Origin of the sequence: Leptospira ainazelensis (assembly GCF_016918785.1) — a bacterium.
GTDB classification, from domain to species: Bacteria; Spirochaetota; Leptospiria; order Leptospirales; family Leptospiraceae; genus Leptospira; species Leptospira ainazelensis.
This window is the reverse complement of sequence record NZ_JAFFPT010000004.1, coordinates 95,484-121,107: the sequence shown is the minus strand read 5'-3', so window position 1 is coordinate 121,107 and position 25,624 is coordinate 95,484. Positions and strand designations below refer to the sequence as shown.

At 40.9% G+C, this 25,624-nt stretch carries 18 protein-coding genes and 1 pseudogene; 13 read left to right on the top strand and 6 right to left on the bottom strand.

What is annotated here, in order from left to right:
* Positions 1-60: 60 nt before the first annotated feature.
* Both JWG44_RS01000 and mtnP read left to right on the top strand, forming a co-directional pair.
* Entirely contained in the window at positions 61-1,629 is a 1,569-nt protein-coding gene (locus JWG44_RS01000; protein ID WP_205273101.1) for a methyl-accepting chemotaxis protein, read from the top strand.
* Between the two features lie 100 nt (positions 1,630-1,729).
* Entirely contained in the window at positions 1,730-2,593 is an 864-nt protein-coding gene (gene mtnP / locus JWG44_RS00995) for an S-methyl-5'-thioadenosine phosphorylase (RefSeq protein WP_205273100.1), read from the top strand.
* 6 nt (positions 2,594-2,599) lie between these two features.
* Here the strand turns inward: mtnP and JWG44_RS00990 are convergent, their stop codons facing one another.
* From JWG44_RS00990 to JWG44_RS00975, 4 genes are all read right to left on the bottom strand, one after another.
* Entirely contained in the window at positions 2,600-3,424 is an 825-nt protein-coding gene (locus JWG44_RS00990) for an alpha/beta hydrolase (RefSeq protein WP_205273099.1), read from the bottom strand.
* Between the two features lie 7 nt (positions 3,425-3,431).
* A complete protein-coding gene (locus tag JWG44_RS00985) occupies positions 3,432-4,757 on the bottom strand; it encodes an alkaline phosphatase D family protein (RefSeq protein WP_205273098.1) in 1,326 nt (441 codons plus the stop codon).
* A gap of 110 nt (positions 4,758-4,867) precedes the next feature.
* On the bottom strand, positions 4,868-5,905 hold the full coding sequence (locus tag JWG44_RS00980) for an alpha/beta hydrolase (protein WP_205273097.1): 1,038 nt from the start codon (positions 5,903-5,905) through the stop codon (positions 4,868-4,870).
* Positions 5,886-7,325, bottom strand: coding sequence for a flavin-containing monooxygenase (locus JWG44_RS00975; RefSeq protein WP_205273096.1), 1,440 nt, complete (start codon positions 7,323-7,325; stop codon positions 5,886-5,888). Before JWG44_RS00975 ends, JWG44_RS00980 begins: the two co-directional genes overlap by 20 nt.
* Before the next feature lie 118 nt (positions 7,326-7,443).
* On the opposite strand from JWG44_RS00975, the gene JWG44_RS00970 reads away from it, so the two are divergent.
* The 3 genes from JWG44_RS00970 (at position 7,444) to JWG44_RS00960 (ending at position 14,197) form a co-directional block, all read left to right on the top strand.
* A complete protein-coding gene (locus tag JWG44_RS00970) occupies positions 7,444-9,222 on the top strand; it encodes a GMC family oxidoreductase (RefSeq protein WP_205273095.1) in 1,779 nt (592 codons plus the stop codon).
* Positions 9,223-9,379: 157 nt separating this feature from the next.
* Positions 9,380-10,840, top strand: coding sequence for an NAD-dependent succinate-semialdehyde dehydrogenase (locus JWG44_RS00965; protein WP_232371415.1), 1,461 nt, complete (start codon positions 9,380-9,382; stop codon positions 10,838-10,840).
* Positions 10,841-11,029: 189 nt separating this feature from the next.
* Positions 11,030-14,197 carry a SpoIIE family protein phosphatase gene (locus tag JWG44_RS00960; RefSeq protein ID WP_205273093.1) on the top strand — a complete coding sequence of 1,056 codons (3,168 nt, stop codon included), beginning with the start codon at positions 11,030-11,032 and terminating at the stop codon, positions 14,195-14,197.
* A 13-nt stretch (positions 14,198-14,210) separates the two neighbouring features.
* On the opposite strand, the gene JWG44_RS00955 is transcribed toward JWG44_RS00960, so the two are convergent.
* Positions 14,211-14,657, bottom strand: coding sequence for an OsmC family protein (locus JWG44_RS00955; RefSeq protein ID WP_205273092.1), 447 nt, complete (start codon positions 14,655-14,657; stop codon positions 14,211-14,213).
* A gap of 303 nt (positions 14,658-14,960) precedes the next feature.
* Here JWG44_RS00955 and JWG44_RS00950 point away from each other — a divergent pair, with 303 nt between their 5' ends.
* The 6 genes and pseudogenes from JWG44_RS00950 to JWG44_RS00930 all read left to right on the top strand — a co-directional run bounded on the left by JWG44_RS00950 (position 14,961) and on the right by JWG44_RS00930 (position 22,605).
* The gene (locus JWG44_RS00950; RefSeq protein ID WP_205273091.1) at positions 14,961-16,550 is read left to right on the top strand and encodes a methyl-accepting chemotaxis protein; all 1,590 of its coding nucleotides are present in this window, start codon (positions 14,961-14,963) and stop codon (positions 16,548-16,550) included.
* A 380-nt stretch (positions 16,551-16,930) separates the two neighbouring features.
* Positions 16,931-17,932, top strand: coding sequence for a ketol-acid reductoisomerase (ilvC, locus tag JWG44_RS00945; RefSeq protein WP_205273090.1), 1,002 nt, complete (start codon positions 16,931-16,933; stop codon positions 17,930-17,932).
* A 524-nt stretch (positions 17,933-18,456) separates the two neighbouring features.
* Positions 18,457-18,639 (top strand): annotated as a pseudogene (locus JWG44_RS22190) (porin OmpL1); the annotation flags it as partial.
* Positions 18,640-18,665: 26 nt separating this feature from the next.
* Positions 18,666-19,046, top strand: a complete 381-nt coding sequence (locus tag JWG44_RS22185; protein WP_232371413.1) for a porin OmpL1 — start codon at positions 18,666-18,668, stop codon at positions 19,044-19,046.
* A 681-nt stretch (positions 19,047-19,727) separates the two neighbouring features.
* On the top strand, positions 19,728-20,618 hold the full coding sequence (locus JWG44_RS00935) for a porin OmpL1 (protein ID WP_205273089.1): 891 nt from the start codon (positions 19,728-19,730) through the stop codon (positions 20,616-20,618).
* Between the two features lie 364 nt (positions 20,619-20,982).
* Entirely contained in the window at positions 20,983-22,605 is a 1,623-nt protein-coding gene (locus JWG44_RS00930) for a caspase family protein (RefSeq protein ID WP_205273088.1), read from the top strand.
* 297 nt (positions 22,606-22,902) lie between these two features.
* On the opposite strand, the gene JWG44_RS00925 is transcribed toward JWG44_RS00930, so the two are convergent.
* On the bottom strand, positions 22,903-23,109 hold the full coding sequence (locus tag JWG44_RS00925) for a hypothetical protein (RefSeq protein WP_205273087.1): 207 nt from the start codon (positions 23,107-23,109) through the stop codon (positions 22,903-22,905).
* Positions 23,110-23,285: 176 nt separating this feature from the next.
* On the opposite strand from JWG44_RS00925, the gene JWG44_RS00920 reads away from it, so the two are divergent.
* Both JWG44_RS00920 and JWG44_RS00915 read left to right on the top strand, forming a co-directional pair.
* Positions 23,286-23,522, top strand: coding sequence for a hypothetical protein (locus tag JWG44_RS00920; RefSeq protein ID WP_205273086.1), 237 nt, complete (start codon positions 23,286-23,288; stop codon positions 23,520-23,522).
* Complete coding sequence (locus tag JWG44_RS00915; RefSeq protein WP_205273085.1) at positions 23,519-25,351, top strand: MutS family DNA mismatch repair protein; 1,833 nt, start codon at positions 23,519-23,521, stop codon at positions 25,349-25,351. Before JWG44_RS00920 ends, JWG44_RS00915 begins: the two co-directional genes overlap by 4 nt.
* Positions 25,352-25,624: the final 273 nt, after the last annotated feature.

The following is a 25,624-nucleotide window of genomic DNA, read 5'->3' as shown; positions in this document are numbered from 1 at the left end:
AAACTCTTTTCTCTATGGGAATCTGTTTGAAATGCAAAATTTCATTCTTCTCATAGGGATATGAGCCAAAGTTCCCTCGATCTCATTCAAAAGAATGGTGCCGTCCTCATCAATCGAATCCGCCTCGGCCTCGTTATACTATTTACGCTCTCGATTTTAGGGGCGATGAAAGTTTTTAATCCTACCCAGCTGATCATTCATTCCAGCGGAACTTTGGCGATGTGGATCTACTGTATCGGGATTTTTATCTGGAATCGGTTTGGCGATGTACCAAAATGGGTTCATAAGATTTCAGTAATACTCGACTCGATTATCCTCAGTTGTACTCTGATTTTCGACGCGATGATTTCGCCGACCGTCGCATCCGGCGTCATGAAGAACGTAATTCTTTTCTTTATTTACTTTTATATCAACATCTACGCCGGGCTTTTAGGAGAAAAAAGATTCGTAATTCTGATCGGATTTTTAGGCGCATTGGGATCGACTATCGCGCTCACCGTTGCGGTTATTTTCGGAGTAGAATTGTCCGAGGATCCGAATCTTTCGGGCAAACCCGGAATGTTGACAACCAGCGTTGAAATTATCAAGATAGTTTTTGTTTTTGTCGCCGGGATCATTCTCTCACAACTAATGAATCTTTTTATGAAACTCGCCGATCAAGCGGTGAAACTTTCCGAAGAAAGCCGTGGATTTCTCGCAAGATTGGAATCGAATCAAAAAGCGATTCACGTTTCCGCCGAAAGTCTGGAAACTTCGATTCAGAATTTTGCCGAGTTTATCAATACAACCGGAGAAAAAATGGAATCTCAGGCGGCTTCTTTGGAGGAAGTAAACGCGGTCATCGAAGAATTATCCGCCGCTTCTCAAAGCACGTCGGGTTCCATAGAAACGCAAAATCGAAGTTTGGTGGATCTCAATCTAAAATCCAAAAATCTCGGGGATATCATCGAAAGTATCGCTCAGTTTTCGAAAGATCTCGGTTCTTACGCAAATGAAAACAAAGTCGATATGGATAACGTTTCCGAAGCGGCCGGAAAGACCACACACTTCCTGAAAAACATATCAAATTCTTTTAATAGAGTGGATGAGATCAACCAGATCATGGGCGAAATCGCCGATAAGACCAATTTGCTCGCGCTTAATGCCTCTATCGAAGCGGCTAGGGCCGGAGCCGCCGGTCGTGGGTTTGCCGTGGTTGCAAACGAAGTAAGTAAGCTCGCAGAATTTACTTCGGAGAACGCAAAGAACATTTCAGTAATCGTAAAACAATCTCGTGAATTTATCGGGGAAGCAAACAAGGCTTCGAATGATACGGGTGATTTGACCAATCGTCAAAAACTAAAAATCTCGGAGACCGTCAATCGGATCGAAGAGATGGGGAAACTTTACCAAGAGCAGCGAAGAATTATTCAAGACTTTGTGTCGGAAGTGGAACGAGTTAAACAACTCTCGGGAGAAATTTTCGAATCCACAAAAGAGCAGATGGTCGGACAGGAAGAAATGGTAAAAACTATGGTGAATCTGGAAAAGGAAATCAACCAGATCAATCAAGAATCCGGCAAACTGCAAAACGAAGTAGAGAAAATTCGAAACCAGTCTTTGGAATTAAAAAATCTGAGCACGACGTAAATCTCCGAAGAGTAAAAAGCACTTCCGATTTACAATTTAGATCCATCTTCCAAAACTGACCCTAAAGAATGTGAGAACTTTCGTTTAGGAGTATGGATTCATGTCTCATCATGTAAAAGCGGCAATCATCGGAGGAACGGGACTTTATAGTCTCGACGGAATGGAATTGATCGAAGAGATCTATCCGGATACTCCTTGGGGAAAACCTTCCGATAAAATCAAAATCGGTAACTACAAAGGAAAGCTCATCGCATTCTTGCCAAGACATGGAGTCGGACATTTTTTATTGCCTCCCGAAGTTCCGAACCACGCAAACATCTGCGCCTTAAAACAGTTAGGCGTGGAAGAAATCATTGCTTTCAGTTCGGTCGGAAGTTTAAGAGAAGAAATAAAACCTCTCGATTTCGTTTTACCTTCCCAGGTGATCGATCGAACTCGACTTAGAAACGCGACTTACTTCGGGAACGGTGTCGTAGCGCACGCTCCTTTTGCGGAACCATTTTCATCGAATCTGAGCAAACGAATCGAAACGACCGCGAAAAAAATCGGCTTGGGAATTCATACGAACAAGACGTTGGTTTGTATGGAAGGGCCTTTGTTTTCCACGAAAGCGGAATCACATCTCTATCGTTCCTGGGGTGCGGATATTATCAATATGACGGTACTTCCGGAAGCAAAACTCGCCAGAGAAGCGGAGATAGCTTACCAAATGATCTGTATGTCTACCGATTACGACTGTTGGAGAGAAGGGGAAGAATCGGTAACGTTGGAGATGGTAATCGCCAATCTTACGAAGAACGCTGAAACCGCAAAAAAATTACTCGCCGAACTTATAGACGTGATCGGGAACGGAGACGATTTGAGTTTGAAAAACAGCACAAAGTATTCCATTATCACGGCTCCGGAAAAAAGAAATCCGGAAACCGTGAAAAAACTCAAAGTTCTTTTCCCGGAATATTTCTAACACGGATCATCGGATTTCATCCAGGCTTTTTTTTAAAGCCTGGTGATATTCGGGAAAGACCGTTAGATCATTGTGAGTCCCGTCTTGGATCGTATATAATATTACGTCCTTTTTTTCCAATTTCAATTTTCCTAATATAACTTCAGAGTTTCGATAAGGAATGATTTCGTCTTCGGTTCCGTGAAAAATTCTAATCTTTGAATCTATCGTTTCTAATTTTTTTAAATTCTCGAATTGAAAACGTAACATCCAGGGTCGTAAGAATGGATAATAATCTTTCGCCAAGGAAGGCAGATCCGTAAACGGGGTTTCTAAAAATAGATTGAGATCCGGATTTTTGGAAACCAAGTCGATCGCAACGCCCGTTCCGATCGATCGTCCGTAGACTACGATTCGATTTTTTGGAACATTCAAATTTTTGATCGTATAATCAAGCCAGAACGCCCCGTCTTCATACATTGCACTTTCGGAAAGATTTCCGGTATTCTTCCCATAACCTCTATAATCGGAAATTAAAACGTTCCAGCCTAAGGGAATAAAATCTTCGAAAATTCCTCCCCAGGTTCGCAGACTTCCCGCATTCCCATGAAAATAAAGAACAGTTTTATTTTGGTCGTTATTATTGGCTTTGAAATAGAGTGCATATGTTTTTTCTCCGTCCGGCGTCGAAAGTTCAATCTCTTGGAATTGAATGGGAAACTGAAACGTATAATCTTTTGGTAATTTTTCGGGAAAAAAAATCAGTTTGTCCTGATTCCACCAAACGAGCAGGAGAATAAAAAATAAGATAAAAAGAAAAGTGCTTAAAAAAATCGTCATAGTTCGTTTCATAATAATATTAAGGATTTGGAATGATTTCTTTTTTCCAAAGTTCTTTTCCTTTCACATCGAATATCTGAAGAAGCAATTTCCGCTCTCCTTTATTTCCAGTAACGGAGATAAGACCGAAGTTTCTTTGTTCCACAAGGGTATCTTCGATTCTCAAAGAATTTTTTTCCGTTACCGAATATGTTCCGGAAGTCAATGGTGAAACCGTAAAGTCATAGATAGGCTCCACTCCGTCTTCTTTGAGAAGGTTCAATTCAGTATGATGTCTATCGCCGGTTAGGAAGATGACGTTTTTTATTTTCAGATCTCTGATTGCGGAAAGAATCTTGTTCTTTTCTTCCGGATAGGTTGAATAATTTTCATAAACCGGATTCGGATTGAGAAATTGTCCGCCGATCGCGACGAATTTAAAAGTGGCTTTTGAAAATGCCAATGAATTGGCAAACCACTGAAATTGTTTTTCTCCGAGAATTTGCCTCGGTCCAACCGCCTTATTATTGTTAGCTGTTCGAAAGGTTCGATCGTCCAGAAGAAAAAATTGCGAGTCTCCCCACGTAAAAGATCCGTATATCCCTTCTTTCGCGAAATTCGGATTTCCCCAGTGAAGTTTGAACATTTCCTCGGCCGTCTCTTTCATCCAAAAGGAAGAATCCCCGTCGTTCGGACCGAAATCGTGATCGTCCCAAATCGCATAGTGGTGAAGAGAAGCGAATAAAGGTCCTAATTCCGGAATTCCCCTTTGATGTTTGTATCGATGTAAGAACCCAGTCTTTGAATCCCAATCCGTTTCTCGAAGATAGATATTGTCTCCGAGCCAGAGCATAAAATCAGGCTTTTTGGAAAGAATCGAATCGTAGATAAAATAATCTCCGCCGTACGGTTTTCCAGGGACGTCGTATTCGGCCTCGTTTACATAGGCGCAACTACCCAAAGCAAACGTAAAGTCCGGGGGATTTTGACCTGCGGTAAAAAAGGATTGGGCTTGGAATCTCTGAGGATGTTTTGCTTCGATCTTTTTTCCGTCTACGATCAAATTGTAGATATAATGTTTACCGGGTTTTACTCGATTGGCGATCAGCTTTGCGATATACCCGGTTTTAGAAACCGTTTGAATTTCTTCCGAAAGAAATTTTTGTTTCAAGTTTCCAATTTCAGAATATTCTAATATAACCGACGCTTTTTTTTCGGTCTGAACCCAGACCAAAACTTCTTTGAGAGTGGAGTAGCCTACGATCGGACCGGAAGCGATTCCGGAAGAATCCGCTTTGAGGGGAGATTGAGAAAAAACGAAAACGAAAAAAAGAAGTTTTTGAATCGATGTGATTTTGGATTTCATAAAAAAATGCCTTGAATCCAAACCCTTTCAGGACCGTTTAAAAAATTCAAGAGAAACTTTTGATCTTTACCGTTTGTTCTAGAACGTTTTTATTCCGTCGTTATGAGAATTTATTTTATTTGAAATCCTTCTTCGATAAAAAGTACCAGTTCGTCCAAAGCTCTTTTCGCTTCCGGAATCACTCCCGCAAAATTAAAATATCCATGCACTAAACTCTCATGCAAACTGTATGTAACTGGAATTTTCGTCTTTTTCAAAGACTCGATCAACTCCAATCCTTCGTCTTGGAGCGGATCAAAACCGGCTAATTGAATATATGTTTTTGGAAATTCTGCCTTTTCCTTCTGGAGAATCGGAGACGCGGCAATTTCTTTAGCATCGAGCGGATCGTTTAAATAGTGAAAGTTAAAGTAATCCAATAACTTGTTTGTAAGGGCGTAACCGCGACCGAATTCGTTTCGGCTCGCACTCATTCGAAGGAGATCCAAGTAAGGATAGATTAACAATTGGAAAAATGGAAGTTGGAGTTTTTTCTTTTTGGATAAAATCGAAATATTGACCGCGAGATTGCCGCCCGCGCTATCTCCAGCTACCGCAATTTTTTTGGGAAGAATTCCCAATTCTTTCGCATTTTTAAGAATCCATTGATAAGCGACAAAAGCATCTTCTACTGCAGTCGGATATTTATGCTCGGGTCCGAGCCTATAATCCACCGAAAGAATCAACACTCCGGTTTTTTTCGAAAGATATCGCAGAGGAGGATCGTGGGAATCGAGATCGCCTATGACAAATCCGCCGCCGTGAAAATAAACGAGCGCCGGTTGAGGTATTAAAGTCTGCTTTGGTCTATAAAGTCTGATTCCGATTCTTCCCTTAGAAACGGGAATCGTAAAATTCTCGACTTGGAAAAGTTCTTCCGGTTCCAGATCAAATAGAAGCATCGAAGTTTTGAAAAATTCCCTCGCTTCTTTCGGGGCGAGAGATTCAACTCTCGGTTTTGTTCTAGCAAGATACAAGGCCATCTGGAGTTTTGTGTCCAAAATCCGTCCTCGTTTTCTTACGGTACCGCCGGAAATTCTTCTAAGAATTCCTTCCGGCAGTCTTAATATCCATCGAAGAAGAAATCGTTCAAACTTTTGCAAGGACACGCGTTTTCTTTTTCACACCGTGTTTGTTTGAGCCGACTCCGTTTTTAGAAACTTGTTTGTGTTCGGCGATTGCATCCACGTTAACTTTGTTTCCATTCTTCTTGGCTCTCTGAGTTCCTTTTTTGAGTTCGCTTTTCATATCGTAGAGAAAATCCTCAAAGTCGACTTGCATCGTATGTCTTGTCGATGCCACATAACGTTTTTTCCTTTGTGACTCGTATTTTTCGATCGTTTGATTCATTTCTTCGGCGGTCGGAAGTTGATAATTTCCCGTCAGATATTCGGAAATCCACTTACCTTGAAATTCCGCCAAAGGCATAATGGCTCCCAAAGGTTGGTATAAACCGACAAAAAACAGATTCTTAAACTCAGGTTTGATCATACGATGAAATAAAGGCAAATGATTGTCTTTAGCGGCGATTAGGTGCTCATCGAAAAACGGAAACTTAACGTTGTATCCGGTGCAGTAGATAACCGCGTCGACTTCTTCTTCACTTCCATCCACAAAGCGAACTTTGTTCCCATTGTAAGATTCTATGTTCGGTTTTGGAGTTACGTCTCCTCTTCCTAATCTTACTAGAATATCCTGTGAAATCGTAGGATGCGCCGCACCCGGTTTGTGATCCGGTTTTTGTAAACCGAAGTCTTCTACCTTTCCAACTCCAAAACGTAGAACCAATCCCATTATAAAACTCTTAAGCCAGAACGGAGTGTGAACCGGAATCATCTCCGTTGATTTATCCAACGGTTTTCCAAAAAGATAATTTGGAATGATGTAGGCTCCTCTTCTTGCAGCGAGAAAAACTTTAGAGGCCACACCCGGTCTGCAAAGTTCGACGGTGATATCCATCGCGCTATTGCCCATTCCTAAAACTACTACTCTTTTCCCCGTGAGTTTAATCGGATTATCAGGATCTACATAAGAATGGGAATGGATAATCTTTCCCGTAAACTTGCCCGGAAATGGAGGATCGGGCCATCTCTGCGACCAGTGATGTCCGTTAGAAACTACTAATGCATCGTAGAATTTCTGTTTTCCATCTCCCGTCGTGATCAACCAAGTTCCGTCGTCTTGATAATCCGCGTTCACGACCGGGTTTTTAAAATGAATGTTTTTTCGAAGTCCGAAATGATTTACATAATCGATAAAATATTCTAAGATTTTTTGATGTCCCGGATAATCGGCGTAACTCTTGGGCATAGGATAGTCTCTATATTCCATTCTATCTCTATGAGTATTGATATGAAGAGACTTATAGATATTGCTCATCTTGTTGTCGTTGTTGAATCTCCAGTTCCCTCCGACTTCGCTTCCCGCCTCATAACAATCAAAAGGAATTCCTTTATCTTTGAGAGCTTTACAAACCGTGATTCCACTGGAACCAGCTCCTATCACACAAACACGAGGCAATGAAGACATATCCTTCTCCTATTTATTTAGACAATACGTTAGGAATTATGATACGGCTTTAAAATATGAGACAGTCAATTAAAAAAAGTTTTGAATTTATAAATCATCCGATTATTACTGAATACTTATGGAACAAAAAAAGAGAACAAATGTTCACTATGATTACGACTACGTCATAGTAGGTAGCGGCTTCGGCGGAAGTGTGTCGGCAATGAGGTTGAGCCAGAAAGGATATTCCGTCGCCGTCTTGGAATCCGGCAAAAGATGGAGATCCGAAGACTTTCCAAAATCAAATTGGTCGCTTAACAAGTATCTCTGGATGCCGAGAATCGGGTTTTATGGAATTCAAAGATTGAATCTTTTAAAAGATTTTTTTCTCGTGAGCGGCGCGGGTGTTGGCGGCGGAAGTCTTGTATATGCAAATACTCTTTATGTTCCGGGGGAAAAAGTTCTCAATTCTCCCACCTTTAAGAAGTTAGGTGGTAAGGATAAGATTCTTCCATTTTATTCGGTCGCGTCAAAAATGCTCGGTGTAACTCAGAACCCGCAATTGTATGAGTCGGATTTTATTCTTAAGGAAATTGCGGAAGAGATGGGAAGAGGAGAAACCTTTCGTCCAACGCCGGTTGGAGTTTATTTCGGAGAAAAACCCGGTAAGCCTGCGAAGGATCCTTACTTTTTAGGAGAAGGTCCGGATCGGGTTTCCTGCAATCACTGCGGCGGTTGTATGGTCGGTTGCAGATTCAATTCTAAGAATACATTGGATAAGAATTATCTTTTTTTCGCCGAGAAGATGGGGACGAAAATTTTTCCGGAGACGAAAGTTGTATCTCTAATTCCTATCAATGAACAAGGAAAAGCCGATTCTTTAGCGACCGGCGAATTCGGTTATCAAATTCAAACACGATCTACGACCGGTTTCTTCGGATTTCCAAAAAGAACATTCTATGCAAAAAACGTAATTCTTTCCGCGGCCGTAATGGGTACGGTCGGACTTCTTTTGAGAATGCAACAAAAAGGAAAGATGACGAGGCTTTCTCCGGCTCTTGGAGATAACGTTCGTACGAACAGTGAAACCGTTTTGGCGATCACAAACTTTACGAAAGAAGTCGATTATTCCCGTGGAGTAGCGATTACATCTTCCATTCATCCTGATGAACACACTCACATGGAACCGGTTCGTTATCCGAAAGGCTCCGATTTTTTTGGAACTATCGCTTCGGTTCTTACGGACGGCGGCGGTAAATTTCCGAGGCCTCTCAAATACTTTTTTACTTTATTCACAAATCCTATATATTTTTTCAAAGCCTCTTGGCCTTTTGGATTCGCTCAAAAATCCTTGATTCTTCTGGTGATGCAAACCTTGGACAATAAGATTCGTTTGGTTCGCACCAGAAGATTTGTTTGGCCTTTTGAAAAGAGTATGAGTTCCACGCTTACGGAAGGGGAAAGAACTCCGGCCTATATTCCCATCGCAAACGAAACAGCAAGAAGGATCGCGAAAAAAACCGGCGGCGTTCCGAGAAGTTCCATCAACGACGTTCTATTAAACGCGCCGATTACGGGTCATATTATGGGCGGTTGTATCATGGGAGATTCTCCCAAAGAAGGAGTGATCGACTTTGAAAATCGCGTCTTCGGTTATCAAAATCTGAGGGTTTGTGATAGTTCGATGATAACTGTGAATCTTGGAGTGAACCCGAGTCTTTCGATCACGGCGCTTACGGAAAGAGCGATGTCTCTGATTCCTTCTAAGAAGGGATTTAAACCGATACAATTTCGCTTTGAGAATAAGTTCGGAATCACACCTTTATTGAACGTCGAAGCCGTAGTTCAAAATTCTACATTGAAAAAAAAATCTAATGTGAAACCGGCTTTCACGAAAAAATCAAAGGTTCGTAAATAACGGCGGCCTGTAAGAAATTCTAAAACTCGAATTTGTTTTTCAAAAAGGATTTTATTCGGAACTCCTCTTAGGATTCGATTGAATAAAAATGGGTAAGGAAAGAGATTCTTCTTTCCTTTCTTTCTTTTGGAATCATAAAAGGGAACGAGGTTTTCCATTGAGTTTAGAACTTCTTCAAAGAAAGGAATTATTCAAACAAGAAGCGTTTTGGGGCGGCGCCTGGAAGAAAGGAAATTCCGATCTCAAAATCGAAGTCGTCAATCCGGCGACTTTAGAAGTTCTCGGCGACGTTCCTTCTTTAGGCAAAAGCGAAACGTTAGAGGCGATTCAAACTTCTCTGGACGCCTTTCAAGACTGGTCCAGAAGAACCGCAAAAGAACGTTCGAATTTAATCCGAACTTGGGCCGATCTGATGAAAAAGAATCGGGAGGACCTCGCGATTCTTATGACCTTAGAACAAGGAAAACCTCTGGTCGAATCGAGAGGAGAAATCGATTACGCGGCTTCTTTTTTGGAATGGTTTGCGGAGGAAGGTAAAAGAGTTTACGGAGATATCATCCCGAGTCATAGAAAGGATACTAAAATCGAAGTGATCAAACAACCCGTGGGAGTTTGCGGAATTTTAACTCCTTGGAATTTTCCTTCTTCCATGATCACCCGTAAAGCGGGAGCCGCGTTAGCCGCCGGTTGCACCGTTATCAGCAAACCTTCCGAACTCACTCCATTCTCAGCGTTAGCGTTAGCCGTTCTTGCGCAAGAGGCCGGAATTCCGGAAGGGGTCTTTCAGGTTCTAACGGGATATCCGGAAGAAATCGCCAATACTCTTATGGATCACTCCGAAGTAAGGAAGATCAGTTTTACAGGTTCTACTCGAGTCGGTAAGTTGATTATGGAGAGAAGCTCGAAAACCTTGAAGAAACTTTCCCTCGAACTCGGAGGAAACGCGCCGTTTTTGGTTTTCGACGACGCCGATCTGGAAGCCGCGGTCAAAGGCGCGATTCTTTCTAAATTTCGAAACGCCGGACAAACCTGCGTTTGTGCGAATCGGTTTTTAGTTCAGAAAGGAATTTATAATGATTTTGTAAGTTTATTTTCGGAATCGGCGCTAAAATTGAAAATCGGCGACGGTTTGGAAAACGATACGACCATAGGTCCGTTGATAAACGAAGCTGCGGTTCGGAAAGTGGAAGGTCACGTCCAGGACGCTCTGAATAAAGGAGGCAAACTCCAATTAGGCGGAAAAAGATTGGAATCGGGAAAATTATTTTTTTCTCCGACTATAATTTCGGAGACGCCGAAAAATTCCCTTTCGATGCAGGAGGAAGTTTTCGGCCCCGTCGCTCCCGTTTATCGATTCGATTTTATGGAAGAAGCGATAGAAGTTGCGAATTCTACACCTTCCGGTTTAGCATCATATGCGTTTACGGAAGATTATCGTAAAATGAGGTTTCTTGCCGATAATATAAGTGCGGGGATGTTGGGAATCAACGAGGGGTTGATATCGACGGAACAAGTCCCTTTTGGCGGTATCAAAGAATCCGGATTCGGAAGGGAAGGATCTAAATACGGGATTCAGGAATATCTTAACGTCAAATATGTCTGCATTGGTGGTTTTTAAGTAGCAAACAATCACGGTTAGGTTACGGCAATCCCCGGAAGACGGGCAACATTCGATTTTTATGAAACCCTTTTGTTTTTTTCGGAAATCGAATCTTGTTTCAAACTAAATAATAACAAGCGATACGAGTCGTCGAAATTCCTTTTTGCTTGACGATATAAATTTTAAGAAGTTATTAGAGTGCCTGCCATGGATCTTATCTATTTAAATTATTTCTCTTTGGCTTCGTTAATCGGAGTCCTTTTTATCGGGTTTACCGTATTCTTTTTCTTTTCGATTCAGGAAAAAGCGTCCGGCACGATTTATCTCTGTATCGGATTGTTCAGCCTCGGGATCTTTCACCTTGGTTATATGGTCGGATTTCCGTTTTACGGACCTTGGTCCGTCTTTCACAGATGGATCGTCATTCCGTCTCCGTTTTTAGGATTTCTTTTTCTCATCATGTTCTTTCTTCACTATCCGGAACCGGTCTCGAAAAAAATAGTTTGGCCGATTTTTTTCAGTGCGCTCGCGGGTGTGATCGTTATCTTCACTTGGTATTTTTACGAGTCCTTAACCGCAAAAAGAGTTTTTTATTTTTCAGGTCATTACTGGGATTTTCAGATCAACCTCTTTTATAAAATCTATTCGGTCATAGTCATTCTTTATACGGTCATTTTTATGGGGATCGGAATATGGAGAATGTTCAAACTCAAAGGAAAAGAAAGAATTATCACCGGGATCATATTGATTCCTTTAACGCTGATTACTCTTGTTCCCGGAATCCTGAACGCGATGAGTCGGGACGGAGCGGTTTCAAGAGAATTGTATCAGACCGTTTTGGATATAGCTCTCGTCATCGGATTGTTCGTAATCCTTGTAGGTTATATCAATTATACAAGCGAGAAAACCTCGATTCTATCTAGGATTTCCGGAATCACACTCGCGACTTTTTTTCTCGTATTGCAGATCGTAAGTTTATTTATCTTCAATGAATACGAAGATTCTTATGATCTGATTAAAAGAAAAGAAGTTAGACTTTCGGTTTCGGGTTTAGACGTATCGAGGGACGCGGAATACGTTTTTGAATACGACCCTGAATCGGATTCAGCGCGTCCTTACGCTTCGCACAGTTCTCTGCAACCCAATGAAACGGTCCTCAGGGAATTTAGATTTTTTAAAATTTCGCATAGTTTGTTCGAACTTCCGGAACTTCCGAACAAGGACTTCGGCGAAAGAGTAGAATCGATTTTGAAAAATTCTCCTGCGGGTTTCGAAGCGTATCGAGCCGGCATCAGAGAATATTTCGCTTCTCCCAAAGAAGCTAAATATTCCGGAAAAGACGTTGAATTCTTCTTTGATAATTTGGAAAAGAAGTTAGTCGTTCTTAGAAACAAGTATTTTCATTTACCTCCAAAGGAAAAAAACGATCCTGTCGCGCTGGAAAAACTCTTTCAATCCGATAAACCCGGAATTTCCGCTTTTTTAAAGGAATTAAGAAAGACCGTTTTGGCTGAGAACCTAACCGATCCTGTTAAAAGAGAAAAGACGATTCATAACCTTCTCACTCAAGTTCGTAAACAAGATGAAAGGACTTATAAAGGAGAAAGAATTTACGAACTCGGCGGGCCGGTTCCAAAACATTACATCGCATATTTTTACGTATCTCCTTCCAACGGAAAAATTTACGACGTAGGCTTTCGATACGAGTCTCTAAGAGAATATCTGCATCCGACGGGGCAGATCCTTTACATCTCAGCCATTTGTATCATTTTACTCGTACTTTTAGGATTCAGATTTTTCTTTCAAGGAGCTCTGCTCAATCCTCTGGAAGAAGTTGTGATCGGTTTGAGGGAGGCCAATTCCGGAAACTTAGATTATAGACTTCAAGTAAAAGTCGAAGACGAAATCGGATTTATAGCTCGTTCGTTTAATAGAATGGCGCGTTCCATCCAGGCTGCAAGAAAACGTCTTCAACAGTATGCGGAAGAATTGGAAGAAAAAGTGCAGGAGCGTACGAAAGAACTCCAACAGACTTTGGAAGAAGTACAGGAACTGAAACAACAACAGGACGGGGATTATTTCCTAACCTCCCTTTTAATCAAGCCGCTCGGATCCAATAAGGCGCGTCAGGAAAACGTCAAAGTCGATTTTCTAATCGAACAGAAAAAGAAATTCTCCTTCCGAAGATTTAACGACGAGATCGGAGGCGATATCAATATTTCCAATTTTATCGATCTGCAAGATCGTTATTATACCGTGTTTTTAAACGCTGACGCGATGGGAAAATCGATGCAAGGAGCCGGTGGAGCGTTGGTTTTAGGAGCGGTTTTCGAATCGATTATCGAAAGAACAAGAATGGCTACGACGATGAAGGAACAATCTCCGGAACGTTGGTTGAAAAACGCATTCTTGGAATTGCATAAAGTATTTGAAAGTTTCGACGGTTCCATGCTCGTTTCACTTGTGTTAGGCGTTGTAGACGACGAAGCCGGTCTTTTGTACTTTATCAATGCCGAACATCCTTGGACCGTTTTATACAGGGACGGAATCGCGAGTTTTATCGAAGACGATTTGATGTTCCGTAAACTGGGAACTACCGGAATGGAAGGAACCGTATTTATCAAGACATTCCAAATGGAGCCGGGAGATATTATCATCGCGGGTTCCGACGGAAGAGACGATATCTTGCTCGGAATGGATCGCGAGGGCGGAAGAATCATCAACGACGATGAAAAACAGTTTTTAAGAAAAGTAGAAGAAGCGCGCGGAGAATTGCAGGGAATCTACGAAGGGATTCATAATCACGGAGCTCTAACCGACGACCTTTCTTTGGTCCGAGTTTCGTTTAAAGAAAATCTGAGCGAGTCCAAGATCGCGCTCGCTCACGAGAAAGAGCAGATTCGCGAACTCTTAAAAAAAGCAAAAGAAGGCGCAAGCAATAAGGAAATTGAAGAAGCGATTTCTTTTCTAGAACAAGCGGAAACTCTGAACAATCAAATTCCCGAAGTTAAAAAATTGTTCGTAAGTCTTTTTCTCAAAAAGAAAGACTATCGAAACGCCGCGCTTTACGCTGAAGACTATCTGAATCTAAAACCGGTGGATAAAGAAATTCTCTATATTGCTTCCACTGCCGCGCGGAAATCCGGAAGTTTTCAAAAAGCGTTGGACTTCGGGGAAAGACTCAAACTTCGCGAACCGACCCACATTAAAAATTTGGTCAACCTTGCCCAAATCTATATAGCTTTGAAAAACTATAAACGCGCCATGGAAATGGTGGACATCGCTTTGACCGTGGATCCGCATCACGAGGTTATATTGAAGATTCAAGAGATCTTGAGAAAGTATTCGCACAACCTTGCGGAAAGCGAGACTTAAAAACTCCTCTCCGTTAAGAATGGATTGTTACTTCGCTTTTTACGGAATTGGAAACAAAACAATTCCTATGGGCTTTTTCATGAAGTTCGGCTAAAACTTCCTGATCCGGAATTTTCTCTCCTTCGAATGTTACCTTAGGGTGGAGGTCGATCTTTGTGACCACCATCTTACCCTCGGCGTTTTTTTCAAGAATGGCGATCGCCTTATCTTCGTAAGAGGAAACGATATAGCGACTTTTCGCGGCCACAGCAAGAAAAGTGAGAAAATGGCAACTACAAACCGCGGAGGCCAGCAACTCTTCCGGATTTGCGTGTTCCGACTTTCCGAAGGTTTCCGTTGTGGAAGAGCCGTTTAACTTTTGTCCCCCCGCATACTGAATGGTGTGAGTTCGATCGTAAGAATCATATTTGAATTCTTCCGGACCCTTTTTCCAATATAAGCCAATTGTGTGTTCAGACATGTTTAAACCTTCTTATTTATAAAAAAAAGACCAAATCTAACCTGAATTCAAGAAAAAATTTTCCCGAAGAATTTGATTCCATTCTTTGGATTCCTTATCTGCAATAGGAATAAGAATACGTTCGACCGCTTTTCACTAATCGCAGAAATTGAAATATTAGCAAAGTTAAGAATACAAAGTGAGTATTGTTTAAAATACGATTCCCTCGATTCGAAGAATATTGAACTTCGTCGTTTATAAATTATAAATAGCAGTTTTTAGAAAAACCATTGATTTTCAAAGTAAATTCTCGTCATTAGTAACATGTCCTCGAAGCAAGTACCGAAAAGAAAAACAGACGAAGAAATCATTGCCTCCGGTCCGGCTTATATCAATTGGATTCGTCTTGGTTTAATTTTACTTTATTATTCCTCGATTGCGATTGGTTGGAAGAGAACCAATGCGGTTCAGAATACGTTGTATTTGGTCGGAACAACGGCGATGCTTTTCTACTTTCTATACAGTTTTATTAAAATTAGGACAACCGGAAGTATATCCCATACCTTGAGTAAGGTTTTCGTAGTTGCGGACGTCTCGGTTTTGTTTCTCGTAATGGTTGGGGCGGCGATGGACCTTCCGGAATACACTTCCGGAATGGTGAAAAGTCCGGTGTTGTACGGGATCAGTTATCTTTATATCATCTCATCCGGTCTTCTTCTCGCACCGAATTTTATTCTATTGATCGGCGGCCTTTCGGTATTCTCCAATATATTTGTCGTTTCAACGGCGACAAGATACGGACTCATTCTGACCGAAGATACTAAACTCGCAAATTCCTTGGGATATGTTTCAGTTTCGGAACAGGTAACAAAAATTCTCTTTATCATGGCCTGCGCTTTGATCGTAAGAACCCTCGTAAAACTTTTTATGAGTTTAAGAGAGAATTCCGAATACAGACAAAAGGAACTGGAAGAATCTCACAAAATGATCGCGGAAAGAAGCAATAAGATGAGAGAATCCGCGATGTATCTCAAGGATTCCTCAAAAAATCTAAAAGAATTTATGTCCGATTTTTCTCTTCTTGTTTCCACTCACGCTTCTTCTTTTGAAGAGATCAGTTCAACGATGGAAGAATTCCAATCGCAAACGGAGAGTTCCGCGGATAACGTAAAAAATCAATTTAGCAATATTGAAACCTTGATCGATCACAGCTCTAATTTGAAATCAATCATAGAAAGAATTTCCTTATTCAACCAGACCTTGGATCAAAGTTTGGAAAAGGTTCGAAAGTCCGGCTCGATGGTGACCGGATTTGTGGAAGAACTTTCCAAGTCGCTTTCTTCCTTAGGAGATTCTTTTAGAAGCGTGGGAGAAGTGAACCGGATCATGTCCGAAGTCGCGGATCGGACCAATTTACTTTCTCTCAACGCTTCAATCGAAGCGGCAAGAGCGGGCGAGGCGGGAAAAGGTTTTGCGGTGGTGGCGCAAGAGGTTTCGAAACTTGCCGAGAGCAGCGCCGGAAATGCTGACTTGATTTCTAAGATTATTAAAGATTCCTCGAACCACGTCGTAACCGGTCAAAAATCGGCGGAAACGACCGCGGGTCACGTCAAAGAACAGGACACATTGTTTCAGGATTTATTCGCTCGATTCGATGAGTTTACAAAAATGTTCGAAGAGCAGAAAAGGATCAATTCCCAGTTTTTCTCGACCTTGGATCATCTTCGATCCTTATCTTCGGAAATCGAACTTTCCTCTTCGGAACAAAAACTAGGACTTCATGGAATTGTGGAGGCGATTTCTTCGCTTCAAACTTCGATGGAATCCTTGATGGAAAAGAGCGAGAATCTTTCCGAGATCGTAAAAGAACTCGAAGTTCAAGCCGATACACTTGCTAAATCGGAAACGCTTTGACCTTAGTCGGTCGATTCAAATTTTAAGAAGAATCCTTTGTTTGAAAACGAGTGAATTCTTCTTAAATGTCTTTGATTTTTAGCTTTCACGAAATCAATCCTGGTCGGCGAAATTCTTCTCCGCACATTCTTAAATTCTTATGATACATAATTTAAAAAATCGATTTTGAGATTTTGAAGTGAAAACGGCTTTCTTCCGTAAAATCGGAAGCGAGTACATTCCGTTTTGATTTTGTTTCCCGAAGGAAATTTATCTTTCTAAAAGAGGAAATTCGATTCTTACAAACTCTCTCTTTTGAAGAGAATACGTCTCTTTATTTCAGTTGTCATTCTACCCTTTTTCAAATGTTTAGTAAAAAGGAACACTCGAGGAAAGGGAAAATGGCAAATATTTATTACGACGCCGATTGTGATTTAAGTTCACTCAAAGGTAAAACCATTGCAGTGATCGGCTACGGAAGCCAGGGACACGCCCAGGCTCAAAACATGAAGGATTCCGGACTCAAAGTTATCATCGGTCTGAAAGAAGGATCCAAATCGGTACAAGACGCGAAAAACGCCGGTTTCGAAGTATATAGCGTCGCAGAAGCTTCCGAAAAAGCAGACATCATTCAAATTTTAGCGCCGGATACGATTCAGGCGGATCTTTACAAAAAAGATATCGAACCGAATCTGAAAAAAGGCGATGCGCTTGTTTTCTCTCACGGGTTTAACATTCATTACGATTTTATTCAACCTCCAAAAGACGTTGACGTTTATATGGTCGCTCCGAAAGGCCCGGGTCATCTTGTAAGAAGAGTTTACACCGAAGGCGGCGGGGTTCCTTGTCTGATCGCAATTTATCAAGATTCCACCGGTGAAGCTAAAAAAAGAGCGCTCGCTCATGCTGCAGGAGTCGGCGGAGGACGTGCGGGAATTTTGGAAACTTCTTTCCGTGAAGAAACGGAAACGGATCTTTTCGGAGAACAAGTAGTTCTTTGCGGCGGTCTTTCCAACCTGATCATGGCGGGTTTTGAAACTTTAACCGAGGCCGGTTACGATCCTGAGATCGCATACTTTGAATGTCTTCACGAAGTAAAACTGATCACCGATTTGATCTACGAAGGCGGCCTTGCGAGAATGAGATTCTCCATCTCCGATACTGCCGAATACGGCGACTATGTAAGCGGTCCGCGTGTAATCGACGCCGGCGTTAAACAAAGAATGAAAGAAGTTCTCAACGACATTCAAAAAGACAAAGGCGCAAAATTTGCTAACAACTGGATGGCGGAAACAAAAGCAGGTTATCCAAACTTTAAGAATATGAGAGAAAAAAATGCGGCTCATCCGATCGAATCGGTCGGTAAAAAACTGAGAAGTATGATGAAATGGTTATCTAAGTAACCGTTTCTCCTTTTACGTTTTCGCAAAAGACCCGGTAAGAGAAATCTTTCCGGGTCTTTTATTTTTATAAGAATCAAGACAGAATTCTCTGGAACAAACTGACTTGTCTTTCAAATCTGGCTACAAGATCGATCAGATAGATATTCAGAATTTCTTTTCTTTCCCGGATCAGGTCTAAGTAAGTTCTTATAAATCTTAGAATTCTCTCTGAACTCGAATCCTTTTTGAATCATCCGCTGACTTTTTAGCTTCAAAAAATACAGATCATTTATGCGTTTATGGCTTCGTTTCGTCGTTAGATGGAAAATATTTTCAGTTAAGGCAAAGTTAAAATCACAATTGTTTTAGATTATTAGCATATAATGATTATTTAATTTATTGTAAAAACTTAACAAAACGTCACCGAAAACTAATTTGTTTAAAACGTGTTTGACTTCGCTTATTAAATTAATAAGCAAAATCCGTAGTAAAATGGATTCTGTATAATATTTTTTTTGATAAAGCAATCGAGTAGGAGTATCTGAATGTTTCAAAATTTTATAAAAACCGGGATCGTATTTACTGCGATCTTCTTAACACAGAGCATAAGTGCAAAGTCATACGCCTTTGGTAGCTTTGGAATGCAGTTTGACTTGGGCCAGTTAACTGGAACGATCGAAAAGGACGGTTTAGACGCTACGAATTATTATCCCGTATCTGCGACTGAGGTACAACGGGTGTTGCGACTCGAAGAGTGGTAATCCCAGAAAATCGTCTTCAAACTCTGAAAAATACGACGGCCGGGATGATCAATGTAAAGCACTACGGAGCGATGTCCGGTCTTGTGTTTTCAGCCGGATACGGGTGTGATCTTGGAAAAGATTTCTTTATAAGAATCGCTGCAAACTATATGAGAAAAGTAATGGGTGGAGATACGGAAGCGAAGGCTCTCGGATTCAGATTCTATGATATCTTTTGGGATTACAATGCTGTTCAGATCCCCATAAATTTTGGAATCAAAGCTTCGGTTTGGAAGATACATCCGTTTATATCGGCGGCGGTTTTCATTGCTTCAAAGGTGGATGGCGTTTATCAGGTTCAAACAATTCCGGAACACTACACGATGGATTGGTGATGCTGGGAGTGCTCAAACGAGAATAACTGATAAAGGTATCGTTTTTATGGAAGCGGAAACTTTTTATTCTGAAAAACTGGGAACGGGATACACAATCCGCGGGAGGAATCGTAAGTTTTGGCCCCATCTCCTTCTTATCTGATTGTGTTAGGTGGAACTCAATATCGCGTCGGATACAAACACGAACTCTAAATCGCTTTCCTTTAATAAATCGGCCTTTTCGGGAAGGCCTTTCTTTTTTAAGAACTAATTATAGAAATGGAAATTAATAAGGAACCCTAAAAATCTTGAATGAATAATGAGAATCCTTTTTCTTCCATTTTGTCGAATTTTCTTCTTAAAATTTCCTGTTACGTCTTAGCTGTTCTAATTTCCGATGAACAAAAGTTTATTAGATTGCATTTTCGGTAATAAGATTCCACTGCCTTCGACTTTCGTTAGTCATTTTATAATCCTATAAAAACCCGTTTTTCATTGGAATGAATCCTTCCGGTTTACGTGAGATTTAATGCGTTCACATTATACCATGCTTAGCGTACGCATATAAATATAATAAAATATGATTCGAATTCGATCGGGAGAGTGTGCCGTGTAAGGTTATGATTACTCTGGATTCTACTGGACCCTATTATTCCGTTCGAAAGTAAAAAAGTAAGTTGAATTTAGCTAAGGAGAATCGAAATGTTTCGACATTTTTCAAAAATAGGAATCATGCTCAGCATGATTCTAATCGTTCAAAATTTAAGCGCGAAGTCGTATGCATTCGGAAGTTTGGGGATGCAGTTTGATTTAGGGCAGTTGGGCGGAACGATCACGAAGGACGGTTTAGAAGCGGCGAACTATTATCCCGTAACTGCAACGGATGGTACAACGGGTGTTGCGACGCGAAGGGCGGTGATCCCTGAAAATCGTCTGCAAACTTTGGAAAATACGACGGCAGGATTAATCAACGTAAAACAAAATGGGGCGATGTCCGGTCTTGTTTTTTCAGCGGGTTATGAACGCGATTTAGGGAAGAATTTATTCATTCGGGTTGCAGCAAATTATACTCGAAAGGTGATGGGAGGGGACACCGAAGCGAAAGCTCTTGGATTCAAATTTTATGATATTGTTTGGGACTACAATGCTGTTCAGATCCCGGTAAACTTTGGAATCAAAGCTTCGGTTTCGGAAGATACATCCGTTTATATCGGCGGAGGCTTTCACTACTTCAAAGGCGGATGGAGTTTATCAGGTTCTAATAATTCAGGAACATTACACGATGGTTTGGTACTTTTGGGCGCGTCTCCAACAATAACGAATTTAGTTTCCGATGGAACCTCTCCAGCAGCAATATGGGAGGATGTAAGATTCAGCGTTTCGGGATTGGCCCCAAACTGGTTGGTCGGTGCTCAAACCAGAGTAACGGATAAAGGTTTCATTTTTATGGAAGCGGAAACTCTTTATTCTGCAAAATTAGGATCGGGACATACGCAATCTTTAGGTGGTATGGCAAGCATTGCTCCCTCTCCGTCCTATCCGATCGTTTTAGGTGGAACCCAATATCGTATTGGATACAAACACGAACTCTAAAATTCACGATTTGATTTTTTGGAAAGGGTTTTTTAGAAAGGAGAACCCTTTCCTTTTTTTGATAGAGAAATCATGTAAATTCTGGATACTTCAGATCTATATGTTCTCTTTTCAAGATGATAGCGAGAAGCTACCTTCTGCGATAAAAAAGCTTTCCTAAAAGTATTCTTTTTCTTATAGAAACAGACAGAAAATTCTTCACATCTTAGAATTCTTTTCCGGTTTCTAAGAATTTAGCCTTCTTTTTTATACGGAAAATTCTTTCCTAAATTCTTTAGAACGAATTCTTTCCTTAAAAAAATAATGACAAAAGGAATTCTTTTGTTACCCTGATTCCATTCTCAATCATCCCAGGAGGCCAGGTTTGAAATCCAAGCTATCGGCAATCAGCGTCTGTTTGATTTTATTTTTTGCAACGGATGCATTTGCACAAAAAAGATACGGGCTCATTTTCGGTTCGAACTATACCGGTAATAAAGCAGGAATTCCGGAACTCAATCTTTGCGAAGCGGACGCAAAGTATTTGAATGATGAAATACGAAGAGTCGGAAATTTCGACGAAGTAAAAATTATCCTAGGAAAAGACGTTACAAAGGATAATATTGAAAAAGAGATCAAAGCCTTAGGAAAAAAAGCGGGTGATGAAGACACTGTTCTTCTTTATTTCTCCGGTCATGGCGCGTTTCAAAGAGACGCATCGGCAAAAAACGGAATGAGGAATTTGATCATCTGCTACGATCGACCGCACCTCCAAGACGACGAGTTAAACAAATACTTAGAAAAAGTAAAATCCCCTAAAACGGTGTTTATCTTCGACTGTTGTTTTTCCGGAGGAATCGCTAAGAAAGGAAAAGCAACCAGAGGTTCTGCGGACGTTCCGATTCCCGATGGAAGCGACGGGACCGTAAAACAAGATTCCGAAGACTTTTTCTTTCAAGATAAAACGATCATCTCTTCGGCAGACGATAACCAGACTGCGATCGAAGTGGGTGGAAGTATCAATCACGGAATTTTTACTTACAACTTCGGTAGAGCTCTGAGCACCGCCGACTTAAACAAAGACAACGTTGTCACAGCCTTAGAAGCTTTTTTCAAATCGAAAGACGAAACCGTTCAGATGGCGAAGAAGTTTCAGCACGAACAGGTTCCGCAAATTTCCGGAAACGCATCCGGGATTTTTCTTTCCGGTAAGAAGAATCCGGAACCTCCGAAACCGATCGATCCTCCAAAACCTCCGCCTCCATCCGTAGAACCGGATACGGATCCGGTGAAACCCGATCCAGTGCAACCAGTCGTGACTCCGGAAGAACCTCCCGTGGTTCCTACGAATGAAAGAGGGGATTTGGTTTTAAAAACAACGATCATTCAGGATCGCGCATACGGACTTTCCGATCTTCCGCCGGACGTTTTGATCTTTGCTAAAAAGAAAAGAAAGGGCAATCGGAACGTAAAAGTTTTTATCGACGATCAGGAATTTACATCTTCGGTTTCAGCGTCTCCTTCTAAATTCTGGGGAGCGGTTAAGAGACAAGGACAATTGATTCCGGGAAATATTTATACGATTTCTTTGAGCAAAGTTCCTGCCGGAGTTCACAAGATTACGATCAAGGCCGACGATTATCCTGAGATCCAAGAAACTTTTGCCGTTCTTCCGAATAAGAAGAATGAACTCGCGGTCAATGCCTCTATGAGCGGTTTTGGGGCGATTCAGGGAAAAGTTTTTTACAAGACCTTGGACAATCCTGTGATCAACCAGCCGATTTTTATGCCGACGATTTCCAGCGTTACCGGGATTCAGAAATTGAATACTGACAACGAAGGAAATTTTTGGTTCACAAATCTCAAACCGGGAGATTACGAAATCAAAGCTTCTTTTGCGGAAGATCTCAATCTTAACAATTCGATGATCAACGTAAGAGAGGGCGATGTCACAAAGGTAGATGTAATCCTCAATGTGAAGATGCCTTCTACCAAAACGAAATACTAAACAAGGATTTCGTGTCAAAAAAAGCCTGCTAATTTAGCAGGCTTTTTTGTTTTAAAATCTTTTCTAAAAAACTTCAGATTGGATCGCTAAAACCTGGATTCAAATTCGGAAATAGAATCCGATTTTAAGAATTCTTCGAAAACGGGCTTTTGTGAAAAGTTTGAAAACGGACTCAAAGTTCGAATCGGAACCGATTTCAAGGAAAGTCATGTTTCGAATCTTTCCTCAAAATCGAATTTTTTTCCCGATCTTGTTTGTCTCGGTGCTCGATATTTGGAATCGTTTCGAGCTCAAAAATCAGTCTTTTAAAAAATTCTTCCATTCGCTGGATTGAAACCTGCGTTTACGGATTTCTTTTAACTTTTCCATTTGAGCGGAATTCAGCAGGTTTCCGGCCTTTAATCCGGATTGAGGGAGAATTGTGTTGTTTACGAGATTTGCGGTGGTTTTGCTGATCGAAAGAAAGGAACTTTTCAGTTCGGGATCCATTTCCGGGTAGAACATTTTTGCGCCTCCATGCGACTTTCTGGTTTGGTTCGAGTTTTCTATATTAGGAGTTTCCTGATTCTCATCCTTGAGAAAGCAATTGACTCCCTAAACAACATATCGCTGAAAATGGAAAATACTTGAGTATTTTTTTTCTTGTACGATTTTTCGCAAAACGGTAAAATTGCAAAAAAATGCAGATTCGGCTGATCAACAACACTGGTAAAAGAACAGGAAGATTCGTCGCCTACGAATACGGCACGGATTTGTTCGGATACGTCTATGTGGATAAGATCAAAGGCAAGGACCGGGGAAAACTCGTTTCCCGCTGGGTAATGCCCGACCTCGGATCATTGGTTCGTTTGTTGGATTTTGAGATTTATAAACGCGAAAACGAACACTATGAAAATATCAATTCTCTTACAGGATGACTTCTTCCTCTAAGATCGCATTGCTCGAACGTAGAAGCGGAAAATTAAAACGACTTCACGATCGAGTTTCCAAACTTCTCGCAAAACTTTCCCTATTTCGTCTAATATTTTTCTCCACTTTTGTTCTCTGGATTTCAGTCTTTTATTATCTCAGATCGGAATCGGTTTTTTATCTTCCCTCCTTACTTCTTCTTTTTGTCTTTTTCTTTTTCGTAAGAAGATACAAGAAAACACTTTCTTCCAAAGAACGGATTCGTCTCTGGCAATCCGTTTTAGAAAGAGAAGTTGGAAGAATCAAAATCAAAGGTTTTGGAAAAAAACACGGCACTCGTGTTTCATTGGAAAATATTTCCCCTTTAGCGAGAGATTTGGATCTTTTCCGAGAAACGGGTTTGTTTCCTTGGTTGGATACTACGTTTACTACGAACGCGGAGCAAAAATTAATTTCCTTATTGGATCCGAACGAATCTGCTTCCGATTTTCAAAGGGAGAACGTTCTACAAAGACAATCGATCGTAAAATCGATATCCGAAAAAACATTAGCGATTCCTAAAATACTTAGATTGGCTTCTTATCTGAGGGAGAATCGGGATTCTTCCGAGTCGCTTCGGAAAACGAGCCCGAAGCTCATTCAATCGGATTTATCCTCGAATCTTTGGAATCGATATCCTTGGCTTTCTAAAATTTATAAGCCGGTTACGATTCTTGTTTTGGCGTTGATTCCGGCAAATATTCTCTTAGGAGTTCCTTTTCCTGCATCGGTTCTATTCCTAAATCTCATTTTGTTTGGGCTTTATCGTTCTCTTTCGTTAGAGGTATTTCAAGAATACTACTCGCTTTCGGGAAGTATCAACGGACTTCAAAAGATTCTAATTTATCTAAAGGGTTTGAGAATTCAGGATAAGAACGGAAAATTCCTTTTACAAGAAACTTCAAAAGAAGAATTAAGATCAGCTTATGAAGATCTTGATCGAATTCTAAAACGAGTCGCGTTGACGGAGGCCCCTCTTCTTCATCTGATTCTTAATAACCTACTTTTATACGATCTTTGGATCTTACAGAGAATTTTGAAGTGGAGAAAAAAACACTCGATTCTTTTGGAGAAGTCCATGGAAGATTTGATCCTTTTCGATTCCCTTGTTTCATTCGCGAATCTAAAATGGATGTTTCCCGATTATTGCTTTCCGACTATACTTCCTGATAATTCTACGACTTCGATTCAAGGACAAAATATTCACCATCCTCTGATCCCTTTCGATTTTAAAGTAGCTAACGTTCTTGACTCAGTAAAAGAAAAGGATGTAGTCTTGATCACCGGTTCCAATATGTCCGGAAAAACTACTTATCTTCGTACGATCGGTGTTGCTTCGATCCTTGCTCTTGCGGGAGGCCCGACTCCCGCTTCCGAATTCTCTCTTCCCGTTTTGAAAATTCACACGAGTATGAGGAATGAAGATAATTTAGAAGAGGGCATTTCTTTCTTTTATGCGGAAGTAAGAAGACTTTCCGAAATCGTCCGTAAAATTAAAGATCCTGCCATACCCCATCTTGTTCTGCTCGATGAAATTCTAAAAGGAACGAATACCAGAGAGCGTTCCCTTGCTTGCAAAGGAATTCTGAAAGAACTTAAGAAGAATCGAGTGATGGGTTTAGTTACAAGTCACGACTTGGAACTCGCGAGAGTGGAAGGTGTGATCTTAAAACACTTTCAGGAAGAAATTGTGAACGGAGCAATGCACTTCGATTATAAAATTCGAGACGGACTTGTGGAAACAAGCAATGCCCTGAGAATTTTGATTCAGGAAGGAATGGATCTCGATTTCACTTAGGCTTCTCTCTAAGCGTAAATGTCTTGATCTGCTTTTTAACATTCTTTTTTCAAAAGGATGATCTTCCTCAAATCTTACCTAAACGGCTCGAAGTCCGTTTTTCTTTTTCGAAAAGCTGCTTATTGGCATTGAGGTCGGAAATATTGAAGGAACGGATTCTGCAAGGATTCTTCGTCCTTGTCACTAAAAAGATATTTTTCGAAGACGAGGCTTATTCTTTTGGAAAAAGGAAAACGCTTTTCCCATTCTCCCGATTTCTGATCGAAAAAACAA